Below are 16948 nucleotides of genomic sequence, written 5' to 3' on the forward strand. Positions count from 1 at the left end.
GGGTTAGGCTTGCCTTAGCTTAGGCTTCCCTCGAGTTGATCTGTCACCGCTCGAAGGGAACCTGATCATGCCCCGCCCCCTGCGGGTAGCCATCGTCGGAGCCGGCCCCGCCGGGATCTACGCAGCCGACGCGCTGCTCAAGTCCGATGTGGCCGCCGAGCCCGGTGTCTCCATCGACCTCTTCGAGCGGATGCCGGCCCCGTTCGGACTGATCCGCTACGGCGTGGCCCCGGACCACCCCCGGATCAAGGGCATCATCACGGCCCTGCACCAAGTGCTCGACAAGCCGCAGATCCGCCTCTTCGGCAACGTCGACTACCCGACCGACATCAGCCTGGACGACCTGCGCGCCTTCTACGACGCGGTGATCTTCTCCACGGGCGCGACGGCCGACCGCGAGCTGCGCATACCGGGCATCGAGCTCGACGGCTCGTACGGCGCCGCCGACTTCGTCTCCTGGTACGACGGCCACCCGGACGTGCCACGCACGTGGCCCCTGGAGGCCGAGAAGGTCGCCGTCCTCGGCGTCGGCAACGTGGCACTCGACGTGGCCCGCATCCTGGCCAAGACCGCCGACGAGCTCCTCCCGACGGAGATCCCGCCGAACGTGTACGAGGGCCTGAAGGCCAACAAGGCGCTGGAGGTCCACGTCTTCGGCCGCCGCGGCCCGGCGCAGGCGAAGTTCTCCCCGATGGAGCTGCGGGAGCTGGACCACTCCCCCAACATCGAGGTCATCGTCGACCCCGAGGACATCGACTACGACGAGGGCTCGATCGAGACCCGGCGCGGCAACAAGCAGGCCGACATGGTCGCCAAGACCCTGGAGAACTGGGCGATCCGCGACGTCGGTGACCGTCCGCACAAGCTGTTCCTGCACTTCTTCGAGTCGCCCACCGAGATCCTCGGCGAGGACGGCAAGGTCGTGGGCCTGCGCACCGAGCGCACCGCCCTGGACGGCACGGGCAACGTCAAGGGCACCGGCGAGTTCAAGGACTGGGACGTCTCCGCGGTCTACCGCGCGGTCGGCTACCTCTCCGACAAGCTGCCCAAGCTGCCCTGGGACATCGACTCGGGCACGGTCCCGGACCAGGGCGGCCGGGTCATGCAGGAGAGCGGCGAGCACCTGCAGTCGACGTACGTCACCGGCTGGATCCGGCGCGGCCCGGTCGGTCTGATCGGCCACACCAAGGGCGACGCCAACGAGACGGTGTCGAACCTCCTGGACGACTTCGCCAACGACCGTCTCCAGACGCCCGGTTCGCCGGAGCCGGAGGCCGTGGACGCGTTCCTCGCCGAGCGGAACGTCCGCTTCACCACCTGGGAGGGCTGGTACAAGCTGGACGCCGCCGAGAAGGCGCTGGGCGAGCCGCAGGGCCGCGAGCGCGTGAAGCTCGTCGAGCGCGAGGACATGCTGCGGGAGAGCGGCGCCTGATCCGAACAGAAAGCCGGTCGTGCCGGAGTCCCTCAGGGGAGGTGCGACCGGCTTTCCGCTGCCGACCGGCGGAACCCCGGCCCGCGTCCGGTCGTTCCCCTCGTGCCTGTACGGCCGTGCGGGCGGACGCGGGACGAACGGGGTGGGTGTGGCACGCGTACTGGTCATCGGCGGCGGTGTCGCCGGTACGGCGACGGCCCTGGCGCTGCACAAGGCGGGCTTCGAGGTCGCGGTGCACGAGGCCCATCCCGACTCGGCCGAGGACATCGGCGCGTTCCTCACCCTGGCGAGCAACGGCATGCGCGCGCTGGCCCAGTTGGACGCCTCCGCGGCGGTCACCGCGATCGGCTTCCCGCTGACCTCGCTGCGGGTCCTGGACGACCGGGGCACCGAGCTGGCGCACGCGCCGATGGGCGAGGCCCTGGACCCGCTGCTGAACTACCGGTGCCTGCGGCGCGGCGACCTCAACTCCGCGCTCCAGGCCGAGGCGGTCCGCCGGGGCATCCCCCTGCGGCACGGCGCACGCCTCGCGTCGGTCGAGGACGGCCCCGACGGCGTCACCGCGCACTTCACCGACGGCTCCGCCGCCAGCGGTGACCTGCTGATCGGCGCGGACGGCCTGAACTCCGCCGTACGCCGGTCGGTCTCGCCCCCGACCCGGCCGTTCCCTTCCGGCCAGTACGTCTTCTACGGCTGCACACGCGCCGCCGCTCCCTCCGGACCGGAGGCGTGCATCACCATGGTCCGCGGCAGCGGGGCCGCCTTCGGCTACGCGGTGTCGCCCGAGGGTGAGACGTACTGGTTCGCCCGGGTGAGCGGAGATCCGCTGTCCGCCGAGGAGTTGGCGTCGGGCACGCCCGCCCAATGGCGCGAGCGGCTGCTGCCGCTGCTCCGCGAGGACGCCACGCCGGCCGCGGACCTGGTCGCGGCGACCGGCGAGGAGCTCATGGTCACCAACGCCACCGAGATCCCCACCGGCACCCCTTGGCGCTCCGGCCGGACCCTGCTGGTCGGGGACGCGGCGCACGCGGCCTCCCCCGCGACCGGCCAGGGTGCCTCGATGGCGCTGGAGGACGCCGTCGTCCTCGCGAAGTCGCTGCGGGACACCCCGGACACGGACACCGCGCTCGCCCTGTACGAGCGGCTTCGCCGCCCCCGCGTGGAGCACAACATCACCGTCAGCGGCAACATCTCCCGGGGCACCCACACCCCCTCCGGCGGACCCCGGCCCGCTTCCCCGGACGAGGAGCTCGTGCGGCTCCTGGGCTGGAACACCGACCTCTGGACGGAGCGGCGGGGGGCGCGCGGCTAGCGCCCGTCAGTGGTCGACGGTCACCACGATCTTCCCGATCTGCGTCCCCGCCTCCAGATAGCGGTGCGCCGCCACGATCTCGTCCAGGCCGAAGACCCGGTCGACGACCGGTGCGAACGCCCCGCCGCTCAGCCCGGAGGTGACGAACTGCGCGGCGCGACGCAGCCGTTCGGGGTCGGCGGTCGTCTCCCGGGTGACGGTGTAGGTGCGCATGTTCAGTGCGGGCATGCCGAGGTCGAAGCCCGGGTACGGGGTGGGTTCGCCGCTGAGGGCGCCGTACAGGAAGAGCGTGCCGCCGGGCGCCACCGCGCGGGCGAGGTCGCGGACGCCCGGTCCGGCGACGGCGTCGAAGACGAACTCGGCGCCGCGTCCGGCGGTCAGTTCGAGCACGCGGGCGGCGACGTCCTCCTCGTCGGTGACGATCACCTCGGCCGCTCCGGCGGCCAACAGCGCGTCCTTCTTGGCGGGGCTGCGGGTGGTGGCGAGAGGGGTGGCGCCGACGCGGCGGGCGGTCCGGATCGCGGCCAGGCCGACACTGCTGGAGGCGGCGGTGAGGACGACGGTGTCACCCGCCCGCATGCCGCCGACCTCGACGAGGGCGCCGTACGCGGTCAGGTACGGCATCCAGACCGCGGCGCCCGTGACGGCGTCGAGCCCTTCCGGGCGGTGCAGGACGGCGTGGGCGGGCACGATCGCGCGCTCGGCGTAGACGCCGTGGTCGTTCATCGAGAAGGCGGGGATCACGCTGACCGGCTGTCCCGCCGCGAACCCGCTCACCCGCGTGCCCACCGCCTCGACCACACCCGCGGCCTCGGTGCCGAGGCGGGCCGGGAACTCCTTGACCGGTTCGATGTAGTTGCCGCTGCGGAACAGGGCCTCGGCGCGGTTGAGACCGATCGCGTCCACGCGGACCAGCAGCTCGCCGGGGCCCGGTGCGCCGACCTCGACGTCCTCGATCCTCAACACGTCCGGTCCGCCGAGCTCATGGAACCGTACCGTCCTGGTCATCGCGCATCCCCGTCCCGTCGGACGGCGCCGGCGGCGCCGTACTCCCGGCATCGAGCCAAGCGCAAAGTACGATAGCTGTCAAACTACGAGAGACTTCGAACTTATCGGGTGCTCAACCCTCACACCGACCACCAGGCCCTTTAGAATTTGAGTCCGAACGACCTCCGCCCGACGAACGACCTCCGCCCGACGAAGGAGCCGCCCGTGCCCGGCCAGCGATCCATCACCCAAGCCGAGAAGCTCGCGGCCGAGAAGCTCGGCGGGTTCGCGATCCGCCGGGACCGGATGGCGGCCGTGGCGAACATCTACCGGGCCGCGTCCGCGGTGCGCCAGCACCTGGAGAACTCCGTCCTGCGCGGCTCCGACCTGACCTGGACGGCCTTCGTGGTGCTGTGGGTCGTGTGGGTGTGGGGCGAGTCGGAGACCCGGCATGTCGCCGAGGAGGCCGGGATCTCCAAGGGCACCCTCACCGGTGTGGCCCGCACCCTGGAGTCGCGCGGGCTGCTCAGCCGCTCCGGTCACCCGACCGACGGGCGCCTGGTGCTGCTCCGACTCACCGAGAAGGGCGAGGAGTTGATGCAGCGGGTGTTCCCGGCGTTCAACGAGGAGGAGGCCTTCGTGACGGCCGGCCTCAGCGACGCGGAGTGCCGGGGCCTCGCCGAGGGGCTCCGGCAGGTCGTCCTCCAGGTGGAGGAGCACGGCGAGGAGCGCCGCCGCACTCTGCTCGACGGCGCCGAGCCTGCCCCGAGGCGCAGCGGCCGGCGCCCGAAGGCCTGACGTCGGCCCCGCCGGAAGACATGGGGACCCGTCAGGAGAACAGGGCCTGGATGTCCGGCTTCTTGCCGCCGAAGATGCCGTCCTCCTCGCCGAGGGCGGCGAGCTTCTCCAGGGAGGCCGTGTCGACCTCGGCCGGCCAGCTGGGCAGGATGAGCCCGCTCAGCACATCGCCGCCGATCTTGGTGTAGGTGGTGAGGATCTGCCGGGCCTCGTCCGGGTGACCGCTGGCGTACGCCAGCGACTCCGTCATCGCCTCGGTGAAGTTCTTCACCAGCGCCGGGTCCTGCTGCACGGTCTTCGCCGAGGTGAACCAGGTCGCGACCGTCAGCTTCGGATCGGTCTCGGCGAAGGGCGAGGCGACGACCCGGGCACCCTGCGCCTTGGCGACGGTCTGGGCCGGCTCCCCCATCCACGCGGCGTCCACGCGGCCGCCGTCCAGCGCCGCCGGCATCTGGTCGAAGGGGATCTCGACGAACTTCACCTTCGCCGGGTCACCGCCGGCCTTGCGCACCGACTCGCGGACCGTGGTGTCCCCGATGTTCTGGAGCGTGTTGACGGCCACGGTGCGCCCGGCGAGATCCTTCGCGGACTTGACGGTGCTGTCCTTCTTGACGAGGACGGCGGTGACGTCGGCCCCCACCTTGCCGTTGGACGCGGCCCCGTTGACCACCGACTTCACGGGCACGCCCTTGGTCTGCGCGAGCATCAGCGAGGTGGTGTTGCTGAAGCCGAACTGGAACTGCCCGCTCACCACCCCGGGGATGATGGCCGCCCCGCCCTGCGCGGTGACGGTCTTCAGCTCGATCCCGCGCTTGGCGAAGAACCCCTTCTTCTGCCCCAGATAGAGGGGCGCCACGTCGACGATGGGGATGACCCCGACCGTCACCCGGGTCTTCTTCCCGCCGCCCGCGGACGACGCGCCGCCGCTGCCGGAGTCCGACGATCCGCATCCGGCGGCACCCGCGAGGGTCATCACCGCAACGGCCAGTCCGAGCATGCGCCTTCGCATGGGGCCCTCCTGACGAGGCGGCAGACACCTCATGACCCGCCCATTGATGTTGTGCACATCATTGACGCCCGCAATGTACACGCCTACCTTCGCGGTGTCAGTCCCCCCGACCGCAGGAAAACCGGACTGCGCCAAGGAGCCCACGTCTCGTGATGCACCGCATCCGCACCCGTACGCTCGTCGCCGTCGCGGCACTGCTGCTCGCCGCCCCCGTCGCCCCGGCCGCCCACGCCGCCGCCGAGGACGTCCATGTCGAGGGCCGGCTGCCGTCCGGAGCGGCCTACCTCATGGACGTACCCGCCGACTGGAACGGCACGGTCCTCCTCTACAGCCACGGCTACACCCCGGCCGGCGCGCCCAACCCGGCGCGCAACGCGCCCGACGACACCACCAAGTCCCTGCTCCTGAAGCAGGGTTACGCGCTGATCGGATCCTCGTACGCCACCACCGGCTGGGCCGTGACCGAGACCGTGCCCGACCAACTGGCCACCCTCGACACGTTCACCGCCCGCTTCGGCCGCGCCGGACGCACCCTGGCCTGGGGCACCTCCTACGGCGGTCTGGTCACCACCGCCCTGGCGGAGCGTCACGCGTCCCGACTGGCCGGGTCCTTGTCGATGTGCGGGCTGGTGCAGGGCGGTGTCGCCAACTGGAACAGCACACTGGACCCGGTCTTCGCCCTCAGGACACTCCTCGCCCCCGGCTCCGGCATCCCCCTGACCCGGCTGCCGAACCAGACCGCCGCCACCGAGGCGTCCGACGCGATGACCGCCGTGCTCGCCGGGGCGCAGCGAACCGCCGACGGCCGGGCCCGCATCGCGCTCGCCGCGGCCCTGCACAACATCCCCGGCTGGAACGACCCGTCGCAGCCCCGGCCCGCACCCACGGACCGGGACGCCCAGCAGACCGGCCAGTACCAGGCCGTTCTCGGGCTGGTGCGGTTCCCGGCCTTCGTCTGGCGCCAGGAGGCCGAGTCCCGGGCCGGCGGCTCCATGTCGTGGAACACCGGCGTCGACCACCGCGCCATGCTCCACCGCTCCCCGTACCTCAAGGAGGTCGAGGAGCTGTACGCGAAGGCGGGCCTGTCCCTGACGTCCGACCTCAACGCCCTCGACAGGGCCCCGCGCGTCCGTGCCGACGCCAAGGCGGTCCGGTGGATGAGCCGGACGAGCACCTTCACCGGCCGTCTCACCAGGCCCCAGCTGAACATCCACACCACCGGCGACGCGCTGATCCCGGTGCAGTCCGAGAGCGCCTACCGCCGGGCCGCCACGGCCGCGGGCTCGGCGCCCCTGCTACGGCAGCGCTTTGTCGACAACGCGGGCCACTGCACGTTCAGTCCGGGCGAGCAGATCGCCGCGCTGCACACCCTGGAGGACCGCATCACCACCGGCCACTGGCGCGGCAGCGATCCCGCCACGCTCAACTCCCGTGCCACGAAAGCCGATCCGGCCTCGGCGGCCCGCTATGTTCCGTATGCGCCCACGCGTTACCCCCGCCCCTACGACCGGTCCCGTCCGTCCGACGAGCACCGGCGACAGCCCTGACCGGAGAACGCGTCACGGCTCCGTGGTCTCGGATTCCAGCGAGGCCCGCGTCTCCGTGCCGTACACCCCCGAGTCGTCCTGGAGGACGAAGCGGGTGACCTGGTAGGTGCGCACCGCGCTCTCGACGGCCCGGCTGAAGTCGCCGTCCGCCTCCCCGTCGTAGAGCCCGACCTGCTTCAGGCGGAGTTGCAGCTCGACGACCTCGGCGCCCTGGTCGCCGTAACGGAGCACCGGGGGCTGCCCGTTCGAGACGGTCGGCCTCGGGGCCACGGTCGAGGTGGCGGCGGCGCTGGAGGGCGCGAGGGTCGGGGTCGGGGTGGGCGGGCCCGACGGGGTCGCGCTGCCGCTCGGGTCCGCGCTCGGCGAGGAGGAGGGCGACGCGGACGCCTCGGTCGAAGTCGCCGTAGTGGAAGGGGAGATGGCGGACGGGCCGCTCGACTGCGGCGACTGCTCCGGTACGCCCGCCCGTACACCGCCGGCCACCGAGCCGTCGCGCGCGGGGCCGTCGTACGAGAAGAGTCCGCCGACGAATCCGCCGGTGACCAGGACGGCGACGGCCGCCCCGGCTCCCGCGAGGAGTACCGTCCGCCGTCCGGGGCGGCCGGGTTCGCCGTCGGCCGGGGACTGAACGGCCGGCTCTTCGACGGGGGCAGGCGACACCACGTCACCCGCGGTCGGCAAGTCCCCTGTGGTGCTCGGCTGTTCGGGCTCGTCGGCCGGGTCCACGGGCTCCTCGCCGACCTCCACGAACGGCCGGATCCGCACCGGATCGAAGTCCTCGGCGGCCGCCGCCTCGGCCGTACGGGACTCCAGGTGGGCCTCGGCCGCGCGGTGCGCGCAGGTGCAGGAGGGAGTGCCGTCCGCCGCCCGGGGCGCCCCGCACTCAGGGCAGACGAGGACTGGTGGTTCACTCACGCGCGTTCCCTCTCCGTACGATCTTCATATCGTAGACAGATATGCCGCGCGGAAATTCCACACCTCCTATCGATCTGGAACGGCCACATCCGCAGGGCCGAATTTCAGCCACCGCGCGTGAAGCGAGGGTGAACGGAGGCGGGCGCGGGGCCCCAACACCCCGCCAGCCCTGGGCGACTTGACGGAAGATGAGTGCACGGACCCGCGACAACATGGGGTAACCGGCGGTAACTTCTGTCCCGCCAGCACCACCCGCGCCACTCCTTCAGGAGACACTCCCCATGCGCAGACTCCTCGCCTGTCTGGCGGCGGCCACCGCCGTCCTCGGCGGGCTCACCGCGGCCGCCCCGGCCGCCTCGGCCGCCGACTCGGGCAGCTTCAGCGTCCTCAGCTACAACGTGGCCGGCCTGCCCGAGGCCATCTCCAGCGCGCCGACCCCGCGCGAGCCGAGCACCACGGCGATCGGCCAGCGGATCGCGCCGTACGACATCGTCCATGTGGAGGAGGACTTCAACTACCACGCCTACCTCTACGCGGGCGACACCGCCCACGCCTACCGCACCCCCACCAGCGGTGGCGCCGGCATCGGCAGCGGTCTCAACACCCTCTCGAAGATCCCCTACGACGTGGACGACTTCGAGCGGGTGCGCTGGAACTCCTGCCAGTACGACTCGGGCGACTGCCTGACCCCGAAGGGCTTCACCTTCATGCGGGAGCGCCTCGCCGAGGGCGTCTACGTCGACTTCTACAACCTGCACACCAACGCGGGCACCAACGACGGCGACCTCGCCTCGCGCGCGGACAACCTCAACCAGCTCACCGCCTTCATCAACAGCCACTCCAAGGGCAACGCGGTGGTCGTCATGGGCGACACCAACACGCGCTACACCCGCTCCGGCGACACCATCGGCGAGTTCGCCGCGGCCAACGGCCTCACCGACGCCTGGGTCCAGCTGATCCGCGGCGGCACCCCGCCCGCCAAGGGCAGCGACGCCCTGGTCTGCGACCAGACCGGGGCCACCGTGCCCAACACCTGCGAGGTCGTCGACAAGGTCCTCTACCGGGGCAGCAAGCTCGTCTCGCTGAACGCGACGTCGTACAACAACGAGCACGCCAAGTTCCTCACCGGCGACGGGCTGATGCTCTCCGACCACGACCCGATCGCGGTCGGGTTCAGCTGGTCGCGCAACGCCGCCTTCCAGCTGAGCGACCAGTTCGGCGGCCCGCACGGCGACTACTTCAACGACATCACCGGTGTCCCCGCCGGCGCCCGCGCCACCACCGTCGGACTGCGCGCCGGTTCCCGGGTCGACCAGCTGAGCCTGACGCTGGCGAACGGCACCACGCTCAGCCACGGCGGGACCGGCGGCACGGCCTCCTCGCTGACGCTGGGCAGCGGTGAGTACCTGACCTCGGCGCAGCTGTGCCAGGGCGTCAAGGACGGCAACACCCGTATCTTCTACGCCAAGTTCACGACCAGCCTCGGCCGCACGCTGGCCGGCGGCACCACGACCTCGGACTGCGTGACCCGCACCGCGCCGACCGGCTGGCAGATCGCCGGCTTCCACGGCCGTACGGGCGACGAGGTCGACAAGATCGGCTTCATCTACACCCAGCGCTGAACCACCCGCTCCAGCGCCGACCGACCCACCCCGGGGCGCGCTCCCGCGCCCCGGGGTGCACAGGAATCACAAAAGTGCGGCCGGATGATTGACGCGCTCATGGCCAGGGCCTACCTTCTGATCGATTTACCGAACTCCGTTCGAAATATCGGTCGTTGAGGTGTCCCCCCGCACGCCACCTTGGAGAACACGATGAGCGCAAACCCCCACCTGTCCCGTCGCGGCCTGCTGGGCATGACGGCGGCCGTACCGCTCGCCCTGGCCCTCGGCGCGGGCACCGCGCACGCCGCCGACTCGGCGTACGCGATGGTCTACTTCACCGAGTCGACCAACCTCGGTGACGGCACCGACTACGGCCTCCACCTCGCCGTCAGCCCCGACGGGCTCAACTGGACACCGCTCAACCAGAACAACCCCCTGGTCACCCCCACCGCGGGCGCGCTCGGCCTGCGCGACCCGTTCCTGATGCGCAAGCAGGACGGCACGTTCGTGGTGCTCGCCACCGACCTCAAGGGCACCGACTGGAACTACAACAGCCAGTACATCCATGTCTGGGACTCCGCCGACCTGCGCACCTTCACCGGCTACCGGCGCCTGAAACTGCACGACATGACCACCCACAGCTGGGCGCCGGAGGCGTTCTGGGACGCGGGCCGGGGCCAGTACGCGGTCATCTACTCCTCGGTGAACAGCAGCGGCCACAACGTGATCATGGTCAACTACACCAGCGACTTCGTCACCGCCTCCGCCCCGCAGGTCTTCTTCGACCCGGGCTACGACGTCATCGACGGCGACATGGCCTTGGGCGTGAACGGCTACAACTACCTCTTCTTCAAGAAGAACCAGACTCTGGTGTCCGCGCGCTCCACCTCACTGAACCCGGGCAGCTTCACCGAGTTCAGCGCGGGCGTGGCCCACGGCGGCACCGAGGCGCCGACCGTCGTGAAGTCCCTGACGTCCGGCACCTGGTGGCTCTGGGGCGACACCTACACGCCCAACGGCGTCTTCTACGCCTGGCAGTCCAGCAGCCCCGCCACCGGCACCTGGACCGCGCTGGACCAGAGGACCTACACCCAGCCGGTCAACTCCAAGCACTGCGGCATCGCGACGATCACCACGGCCGAGTACAACAACCTGCTCGCCAAGTGGGGCGCGCCGGCCTGGAACCGGCTCAAGTCCTACAACTACCCGGCCCGTTACGTCCGCCACTCCAACTACGTGGGCCGGATCGACGAGTACCCGGTCGAGCCGTACAAGGACTCCCTGTGGACGCTCGTCCCGGGGCTCGCCGACAGCTCCGGGGTCTCCTTCCGGTCGGTCAACTACCCCGACCGCTATCTGCGGCACTACAACTACCAGCTCCGGCTCGACGTCAACGACGGCACCTCGACGTTCGCCGGGGACGCCACCTTCTACCGCACGGCGGGCCTCGCGGACGCGAGCTGGGCGTCCTTCCGCTCGTACAACAACCCGACCCGCTACATCCGGCACGCCGACTACGTCCTGCGCATCGACCCGATCTCCACCGCCACGGACCAGCAGGACGCGACATTCCGAGTCGGTTACTGATTCAACCGAAAAGCCCCCCTGGCGCTCCGCGTTGTATACGCTCCAGGTCTTCTTCACCAGACCTTCACAGGGGGGCTTTTTCGATGCGCAGAGGACACATAGCCGCCGTGGCGGCCGCGGGTGCGCTGACCGTGCTGACCGCCGTTCCGGCCCACGCGACCGAGTACTCGTCGGCACTGAAGATCAAGGGCGTCCAGTACGACGCCCCGGGCCGGGACTCCAACAGTTGCTCCACCGGCAACACCGACGAGGAGTACCTGACGATCAAGAACTACTCGCGGACCGCGACGGTGAACCTCAAGGGGTACGTCGTGAGGGACTCCACCAGCACCAACAAGTTCACGTTCACGAAGAACCACACGCTCCAGCCCGGCGACTACGTGAAGCTGCGCGGCGGCCACGGCACCGACTCGGACGCGAGGAACGTCGTCTACCGCAACAACTGCAACTTCATCTGGAACAACGACAAGGACACCATCCGCTTCTTCAAGCCCTCGGGCGCGCACGCCGACACCCACGCGTACACCGCGAGCAGCGACGACCGGGACGGCAACGGGTACATCACGTACCACGGCTGAGCAGGTCGCGTCCGCTCACGACGGTCAGCGCGGCGGTCAGGGCGACCAGGGCCGCCGCCTGGCTCAGGACCCCCACCCGCAGGGTGCCGGGCAGGTCGTCGAGCCACGGGTACACCGCGGTGATCCGGACCGCCAGGAGGAGCAGCCCCAGGGCCGCGAGGGCGGCGGCCTCCCCGGCGGCGGGGCCGCGCCTCCCGCCCCGGACGCGGTAGAGCAGCCAGGCGAGGGCCGTCACGAGATAGCAGGTGACGAGCGCCCAGGCGGTGTCGACCCCGTCGGGCAGGACCACCACCGAGCCGCCCATCAGCACACAGCAGGCGGCGAAGACCAGTCCGGGCGCGCCCGCGGGGAGCGCGGCCGGGGGCGCGTCGCGGTGGTGGGCCGCACACAGGGCCAGCGCCGACGACCACGCCAGCACGGTGGCCGCGACGACATAGGCGGAGTCCGAGGGCGCGAAGTCGAGGGCCCACAGGTCGAACAGCGGCCAGAGCGTGGGCAGGGCCGCGACCAGCGCGGACACCTGGGCCAGACGGCGGTGGTCGTGCAGCAGGGCGAAGTAGGAAACCGTCCACAGCAGCGGCAGGAACCACTGGGCGACCGCTCCGACGCCGGCCCACACGCCGTGGCCGGTGAAGCCGTCCGTGAACAGGTCCCACTGACTCCCGCCTCGGGTGGACGCCCAGGTCAGGCCCAGCACCCGGTCGACCATGGCGGACGCCGCCTGGAGCAGTACGGCGAAGAGCGCGAAGAGGCGGACCGCCGAGCCCAGCAGGGCGTACCGGCGGGGCGCGCCACCGGCGCCGAGCCTGGAGCGCACGGCCAGCGCGAGAACGCTCGCCACCTCGCCGAGGGTGGGCCGGCTCTGCTCCTGGGTCTCCTGGTCGATGTCCCAGAGGTAGGTCTCGACCATCTCCTCCTCGCGCTCGCGCCGGTAGTAGGCGGGCAGCAGACGCAGCACGGCGCGGTAGCGGGTCTCCAGCAGGGTCGTCATGCCAGACCTCCGGCGAGTCCGGGGCCGGCGACGGGCCCGTCGGTCGTTCCGGACGTACGGCCCGGGGCGGGTCCCGGACCGCGCCGCCCCTCGGCGATCCGCTTCTTGGCGGCGCTCGCCCCGGCGGCGAGCCGCTCCGCCTCCGCGTCCAGGGCCGCGGTCCCCTCGTCGGTGAGCCGGTAGTAGCGCCGCAGCCGGCCCTGCTGCACCTCCTCGCGGTCCAGCACGATCAGTGCGTCGGCGGTGAGCCGGTCCAGTACGCCGTAGAGGGTGCCGACGCGCATCTGCACGGCCCCCTCGGACAGTTCCTCGACCTCGCGCAGGATGCCGTAGCCGTGCCGCGGCTGATCGGCGAGGGCGGTCAGTACGAAGAACGCCGCCTGTGTCATGTTCCTCGGTGCCATGAACGCGAATATATCGGCTCCCGATATATTCAGCGAGCCGAAACGCACGATCCGGTGGAAACGGCGAACAGGGCTCGCCCCAATGCGGATGGTGGGCGGGCCCTGTTCGAGAGGTCATTCTGGCGTGGCGGACCGTGAACCGGGCACAAGTGAAAGAAGGTTGCTCGGTGTGGACCTTGTGCGCCCCGTGTGCGCGGGCGCCGTCCGGCTGCCGGACCCCGCCTGGCCCGGACGGGCCGGCGGCGACGATACTTGGCCCTGGCACGCACCACCCCCTCTCACAGATGGACCCATGTCAAGCACTCCCACGGCAGACTCCACGGCACCTTCCACCGTCTGGCTGGCCCGCGGCCGCCATCTCGGATCCGACGCGGCGGACGTCCTGCGCCGAAGTCTGGAGCGACTGAAGGAGAGCGCGGCCCTCGACGACTTCCAGGAGCCGTCCGGGACCGACGACCTCCCGGAGCGGATCTTCGAGGCCCGCTGGCGGGTCGGGGACGAGGTGACCGTCCGGGCCCGCCTCTCGCTGTCCCCCGTCTCCAGCGGCAGTCAGGAGTGGGTGCTGGCGGCGGAGGCGGAACAACCGTGGGATCTGCGCTGGCCCTCGCCCGCGACCATGTTCTGGCCCGAGAGCGAGGACGTCTTCTGGGACCGGGACGCCGCCACGGGACTGCGGCTGCGGGATCTGAGCGTGCTGCCCGAGGAGGACAAGGACGTCCGGCGGGTGCTGCGGCAGGCCGTGCGCGGCAGTTGGGCCGTGCACGTCGTCATCCACGAGGCCATGACCCCGGGCCAGGGCGGCCGCCGTCCCCTGGCCGACATGCTGCCGCCCGGCCTGCGCCACCGGGTCGTCGAGCACCGGGCGCAGCCGCATCAGCTGCGGGTGCTGAACTGGGCCGTGAAGGAGTTCGGCGTGGAGGTGCCGCGCGGTGGGGCCGTCGTGCTGCCGGGGACGCCGGTGCCGCCCGGCTACGACGGCCAGGATTTCTCCGTACGCAATGTGTTCCTCGACGGCTCGGAGCCCACCGAACTGCTCGCGACCGTCACGCGCTACGCCTCGATGCCGAAGCCGCTGCCCGAGGGCGGCGAGGCGGCCCTCACCGCGCTGCGCGAGCAGTGGCAGCTGCTGACCCTGGAGGAGGAACTCGAGCGGGAGCGCGCGCTGGTGGCGATGTACGCCGAGGCGCTGGAGGCCATGACCAAGTCCCGGGACCTGTACCGGGAGGCCGCCGAGCGGGCGAACGAGGCGCTGGCCATCTACCGCGAGAACGCCCCGGCGCCCGAGATCCCGGCCGACCCGCAGGCGGGCTCGCCGTTGCAGCAGCTCTCGCGGACCTTCGGTCGCTGGAAGGGCACCCTGCGGCCCGCGGCCCGCGACGAGGACCCTGACCAGCGGATCGGCTGAAGAGCGGGAGGCGGGGCGGCGGATCAGCTGAAGCGGCTGAAGAGGGAAGCGGCCGGGCTGATGAGCTGAAGAGGCGGTTCAGCTGAAGAGCGGGAAGCGGTCCGCGTCGGCGCCGAGCGCGAGGCGGTCGGTGTCCGTCAGCGGCGCGCGTCCGGTGGCGGCGCGGGCGTAGTGCTCGTCGCTCCAGTCGAGCGGCAGGGGCCGGCCGAGGAGCCCGTCGAGGGTGGTCCGCACCGCGGCCAGCCCTTCGGGGGCCGGGCCGGGCGCGTCCGGCAGGTCGGTGACGAGGTCCAGGTGGTGGACGGTGGCCTCGACGGCGAGGGTGGACGCCAGGTCGGCGGCGGTCAGGACATGGCCCTGGGTGGAGACCCGCAGCTCCGCCGGGGTGTCCGCGGCGGCCCGCACGGTGGCCGCGGTGGTCTCCAGGTACAGGTCGCGCAGCTCACGGAAGTCCAGGAACATGCCGGCGCACACCCGGTTCCAGCGCCGCCCGTTCGCCGCGCCGACGGGGTCCGGCGCCCAGTCCCGCCAGTAGGTCACGGCGTCCCGGTCGGGCGGCCCCTCAGTGGGGGTGTGCAGTGCGACCAGGGCGCGCTGGGCGTCCCCGGCGCAGTGGAAGACCAGGTCACGCACCGCCCAGCCGGTGCAGCCGGTGGGCCGCCAGGACTCCTCGTCGCCCAGGGGGCGTACGACGGCGGCGAAGGCCTCGTAGGCAGCACGCAGTACGTCGGCGTCCATGCACGCCAGCCTAGGCGGAGGTCCCACCCGGGAGACGGGAGGTGTCAGAGGGCCGACTGTGGATACGCGGTGGGGACAGCACCTCGGCCCGTCCGGAAGGTCACCGTCATCATGAGCGGCGAGAACGACGACAGCGCCACCTGCTCGGAGACGACACTCACGGTCAACGGCAAACCCCACACGCTGCTCGTCGACCACCGGCGCGTCCTGCTCGACGTGCTGCGCGAGGACCTGGATCTGTGGGGTGCCAGGAAGGGCTGCGACCACGGCCAGTGCGGGGCCTGCACGGTCCTGGTGGACGGGCGCCGTGTCAACAGCTGTCTGCTGCTGGCGGTCGCCCTGGACGGCTGCGAGATCCGGACCGCCGAGGGCCTCGGCGGCGACGGGGAGCAACTCCACCCCCTGCAACGGGCCTTCCTGGACCGTGACGCCTTCCAGTGCGGCTACTGCACGCCCGGCCAGCTGTGCTCGGCGCTCGGCATGCTCGACGAGGCCGCCGCGGGCCACCCCTCGCACGTCACCGGCGACACGCCCGCCGGCCGGCCGGTGCCGCTGGACCGGGCCGAGATCCGGGAGCGGCTGAGCGGCAACCTGTGCCGCTGCGGCGCCTATCCACGCATCGTCGACGCGGTCGAGGACGTGATCCGGTGAAGACCTTCGACTACGTACGGGCCACCACCCCCGAAGAGGCGGCCGAACTCTTCGCCGCCCGCCCCGGCGCCCGCTATCTCGGCGGCGGCACCAACCTGGTCGACCTGATGAAACTCGGCGTCGAGCGACCTGACACGCTCGTCGACGTCAGCCGTCTGCCCCTGGACGGGGTCGAGGAGCTGCCCGACGGTTCACTGCGCGTCGGTGCCACGGTCCGCAACAGCGACCTGGCCGCCCATCCGGCCGTCCGCGAGCGCTACCCCGTCCTGTCCCAGGCCCTGCTCGCGGGCGCCTCGGGGCAGTTGCGCAACGCGGCCACCACGGCCGGCAACCTGCTCCAGCGCACCCGCTGCCCCTACTTCCAGGACGTCTCCAAACCCTGCAACAAGCGTGCCCCGGGCAGTGGTTGCGGCGCGCGCGAGGGCGTGCACCGGGACCACGCGGTGCTCGGCCACTCCCCGCACTGCATCGCCACCCACCCCTCCGACATGGCCGTCGCGCTCGCCGCGCTGGACGCCCGCGTCGAGTTGTACGGCACGGAGGGCGCCCGGAGCGTGCCCGTGGCCGACTTCCACCGGCTGCCGGGGGCACATCCGGAGCGGGACACCGAGATCCTGCCGGGCGAGCTCATCACCGGGGTGCTGCTGCCCGCCACCGCCGCCGGGTTGCCGTCGGCCTACCGCAAGGCCAGGGACCGGGCGTCGTACGCGTTCGCGCTCGCCTCGGTGGCCGTGGTGGTGCGGGTGACGGACGGGGTGGTCGACCACGCCGGGATCGCGTTCGGCGCGCTGGCACACCGCCCGTGGCGGGCGCGCCTGGCCGAACGGGCCCTGGTGGGCGCGGCGCCCACCCAGGCCGCGTTCGAGCACGCGGTCGACCTGGAGCTCGCCGCCGCCGAGCCGCTGCGGGACAACGCCTACAAGCTGCCGCTGGCGCGTTCGCTGGCCCTGGACGTGCTGACCCGGCTCACCAGGGCCTGAGGAGGAGAAC

The 16948-nt window shown here is 71.6% G+C and carries 16 protein-coding genes; 10 read left to right on the forward strand and 6 right to left on the reverse strand.

Annotated features, from left to right (window positions below):
• The first annotated feature begins 67 nt into the window (after positions 1-67).
• Positions 68-1432, forward strand: a complete 1365-nt coding sequence (locus OHN19_RS02105) for an FAD-dependent oxidoreductase (protein ID WP_330262429.1) — start codon at positions 68-70, stop codon at positions 1430-1432.
• 148 nt (positions 1433-1580) lie between these two features.
• Positions 1581-2744 (forward strand): NAD(P)/FAD-dependent oxidoreductase, encoded by a 1164-nt coding sequence (locus tag OHN19_RS02110; protein WP_330262430.1) that lies wholly within the window; start codon positions 1581-1583, stop codon positions 2742-2744.
• Between the two features lie 6 nt (positions 2745-2750).
• Here OHN19_RS02110 and OHN19_RS02115 read toward each other — a convergent pair whose 3' ends face one another.
• Positions 2751-3752, reverse strand: a complete 1002-nt coding sequence (locus OHN19_RS02115; RefSeq protein WP_330262431.1) for a zinc-dependent alcohol dehydrogenase family protein — start codon at positions 3750-3752, stop codon at positions 2751-2753.
• 204 nt (positions 3753-3956) lie between these two features.
• Here OHN19_RS02115 and OHN19_RS02120 point away from each other — a divergent pair, with 204 nt between their 5' ends.
• Entirely contained in the window at positions 3957-4529 is a 573-nt protein-coding gene (locus OHN19_RS02120; protein WP_123765678.1) for a MarR family winged helix-turn-helix transcriptional regulator, read from the forward strand.
• Positions 4530-4560: 31 nt separating this feature from the next.
• Here OHN19_RS02120 and OHN19_RS02125 read toward each other — a convergent pair whose 3' ends face one another.
• On the reverse strand, positions 4561-5538 hold the full coding sequence (locus OHN19_RS02125) for an ABC transporter substrate-binding protein (RefSeq protein ID WP_330262432.1): 978 nt from the start codon (positions 5536-5538) through the stop codon (positions 4561-4563).
• Positions 5539-5690: 152 nt separating this feature from the next.
• Here OHN19_RS02125 and OHN19_RS02130 point away from each other — a divergent pair, with 152 nt between their 5' ends.
• Positions 5691-7085 (forward strand): hypothetical protein, encoded by a 1395-nt coding sequence (locus OHN19_RS02130; RefSeq protein WP_330269510.1) that lies wholly within the window; start codon positions 5691-5693, stop codon positions 7083-7085.
• 12 nt (positions 7086-7097) lie between these two features.
• Here OHN19_RS02130 and OHN19_RS02135 read toward each other — a convergent pair whose 3' ends face one another.
• Positions 7098-8000: a peptidoglycan-binding domain-containing protein gene (locus OHN19_RS02135; RefSeq protein ID WP_330262433.1), complete on the reverse strand. Its 903-nt coding sequence runs from the start codon at positions 7998-8000 to the stop codon at positions 7098-7100.
• Positions 8001-8281: 281 nt separating this feature from the next.
• Here OHN19_RS02135 and OHN19_RS02140 point away from each other — a divergent pair, with 281 nt between their 5' ends.
• From OHN19_RS02140 to OHN19_RS02150, 3 genes are all read left to right on the forward strand, one after another.
• The gene (locus tag OHN19_RS02140; RefSeq protein WP_330262434.1) at positions 8282-9622 is read left to right on the forward strand and encodes a jacalin-like lectin; all 1341 of its coding nucleotides are present in this window, start codon (positions 8282-8284) and stop codon (positions 9620-9622) included.
• Positions 9623-9814: 192 nt separating this feature from the next.
• Positions 9815-11191, forward strand: a complete 1377-nt coding sequence (locus OHN19_RS02145) for a glycoside hydrolase family 43 protein (RefSeq protein WP_330262435.1) — start codon at positions 9815-9817, stop codon at positions 11189-11191.
• A gap of 83 nt (positions 11192-11274) precedes the next feature.
• A complete protein-coding gene (locus tag OHN19_RS02150) occupies positions 11275-11769 on the forward strand; it encodes a lamin tail domain-containing protein (protein ID WP_330262436.1) in 495 nt (164 codons plus the stop codon).
• On the opposite strand, the gene OHN19_RS02155 is transcribed toward OHN19_RS02150, so the two are convergent.
• Entirely contained in the window at positions 11753-12760 is a 1008-nt protein-coding gene (locus OHN19_RS02155) for a hypothetical protein (RefSeq protein ID WP_330262437.1), read from the reverse strand. The genes OHN19_RS02150 and OHN19_RS02155 overlap by 17 nt on opposite strands.
• Positions 12757-13149 (reverse strand): PadR family transcriptional regulator, encoded by a 393-nt coding sequence (locus tag OHN19_RS02160; protein WP_330269511.1) that lies wholly within the window; start codon positions 13147-13149, stop codon positions 12757-12759. Before OHN19_RS02160 ends, OHN19_RS02155 begins: the two co-directional genes overlap by 4 nt.
• A gap of 307 nt (positions 13150-13456) precedes the next feature.
• Here OHN19_RS02160 and OHN19_RS02165 point away from each other — a divergent pair, with 307 nt between their 5' ends.
• Positions 13457-14569, forward strand: a complete 1113-nt coding sequence (locus OHN19_RS02165) for a hypothetical protein (RefSeq protein WP_330262438.1) — start codon at positions 13457-13459, stop codon at positions 14567-14569.
• Positions 14570-14647: 78 nt separating this feature from the next.
• Here the strand turns inward: OHN19_RS02165 and OHN19_RS02170 are convergent, their stop codons facing one another.
• Positions 14648-15307, reverse strand: coding sequence for a maleylpyruvate isomerase N-terminal domain-containing protein (locus tag OHN19_RS02170; RefSeq protein WP_330262439.1), 660 nt, complete (start codon positions 15305-15307; stop codon positions 14648-14650).
• Positions 15308-15418: 111 nt separating this feature from the next.
• On the opposite strand from OHN19_RS02170, the gene OHN19_RS02175 reads away from it, so the two are divergent.
• On the forward strand, positions 15419-15958 hold the full coding sequence (locus OHN19_RS02175) for a (2Fe-2S)-binding protein (RefSeq protein WP_330262440.1): 540 nt from the start codon (positions 15419-15421) through the stop codon (positions 15956-15958).
• Positions 15955-16938, forward strand: a complete 984-nt coding sequence (locus OHN19_RS02180; protein ID WP_330262441.1) for a xanthine dehydrogenase family protein subunit M — start codon at positions 15955-15957, stop codon at positions 16936-16938. The genes OHN19_RS02175 and OHN19_RS02180 overlap by 4 nt, the downstream gene beginning before the upstream one ends.
• The last annotated feature ends 10 nt before the right edge of the window (positions 16939-16948 follow it).

The sequence above is a fragment of the Streptomyces griseorubiginosus genome (assembly GCF_036345115.1).
Taxonomy (GTDB): Bacteria; Actinomycetota; Actinomycetes; order Streptomycetales; family Streptomycetaceae; genus Streptomyces; species Streptomyces griseorubiginosus_C.

Excerpts from the sequence above, each read along its gene's own strand:
- OHN19_RS02105 (WP_330262429.1), top strand. The coding sequence starts at position 68 with ATGCCCCGCCCCCTGCGGGTAGCCATCGTCGGAGCCGGCCCCGCCGGG.
- OHN19_RS02115 (WP_330262431.1), bottom strand. The coding sequence starts at position 3,752 with ATGACCAGGACGGTACGGTTCCATGAGCTCGGCGGACCGGACGTGTTG.
- OHN19_RS02125 (WP_330262432.1), bottom strand. The coding sequence starts at position 5,538 with ATGCGAAGGCGCATGCTCGGACTGGCCGTTGCGGTGATGACCCTCGCG.
- OHN19_RS02130 (WP_330269510.1), top strand. The coding sequence starts at position 5,691 with ATGCACCGCATCCGCACCCGTACGCTCGTCGCCGTCGCGGCACTGCTG.
- OHN19_RS02140 (WP_330262434.1), top strand. The coding sequence starts at position 8,282 with ATGCGCAGACTCCTCGCCTGTCTGGCGGCGGCCACCGCCGTCCTCGGC.
- OHN19_RS02145 (WP_330262435.1), top strand. The coding sequence starts at position 9,815 with ATGAGCGCAAACCCCCACCTGTCCCGTCGCGGCCTGCTGGGCATGACG.
- OHN19_RS02150 (WP_330262436.1), top strand. The coding sequence starts at position 11,275 with ATGCGCAGAGGACACATAGCCGCCGTGGCGGCCGCGGGTGCGCTGACC.
- OHN19_RS02155 (WP_330262437.1), bottom strand. The coding sequence starts at position 12,760 with ATGACGACCCTGCTGGAGACCCGCTACCGCGCCGTGCTGCGTCTGCTG.
- OHN19_RS02160 (WP_330269511.1), bottom strand. The coding sequence starts at position 13,149 with ATGACACAGGCGGCGTTCTTCGTACTGACCGCCCTCGCCGATCAGCCG.
- OHN19_RS02165 (WP_330262438.1), top strand. The coding sequence starts at position 13,457 with ATGTCAAGCACTCCCACGGCAGACTCCACGGCACCTTCCACCGTCTGG.
- OHN19_RS02170 (WP_330262439.1), bottom strand. The coding sequence starts at position 15,307 with ATGGACGCCGACGTACTGCGTGCTGCCTACGAGGCCTTCGCCGCCGTC.
- OHN19_RS02175 (WP_330262440.1), top strand. The coding sequence starts at position 15,419 with ATGAGCGGCGAGAACGACGACAGCGCCACCTGCTCGGAGACGACACTC.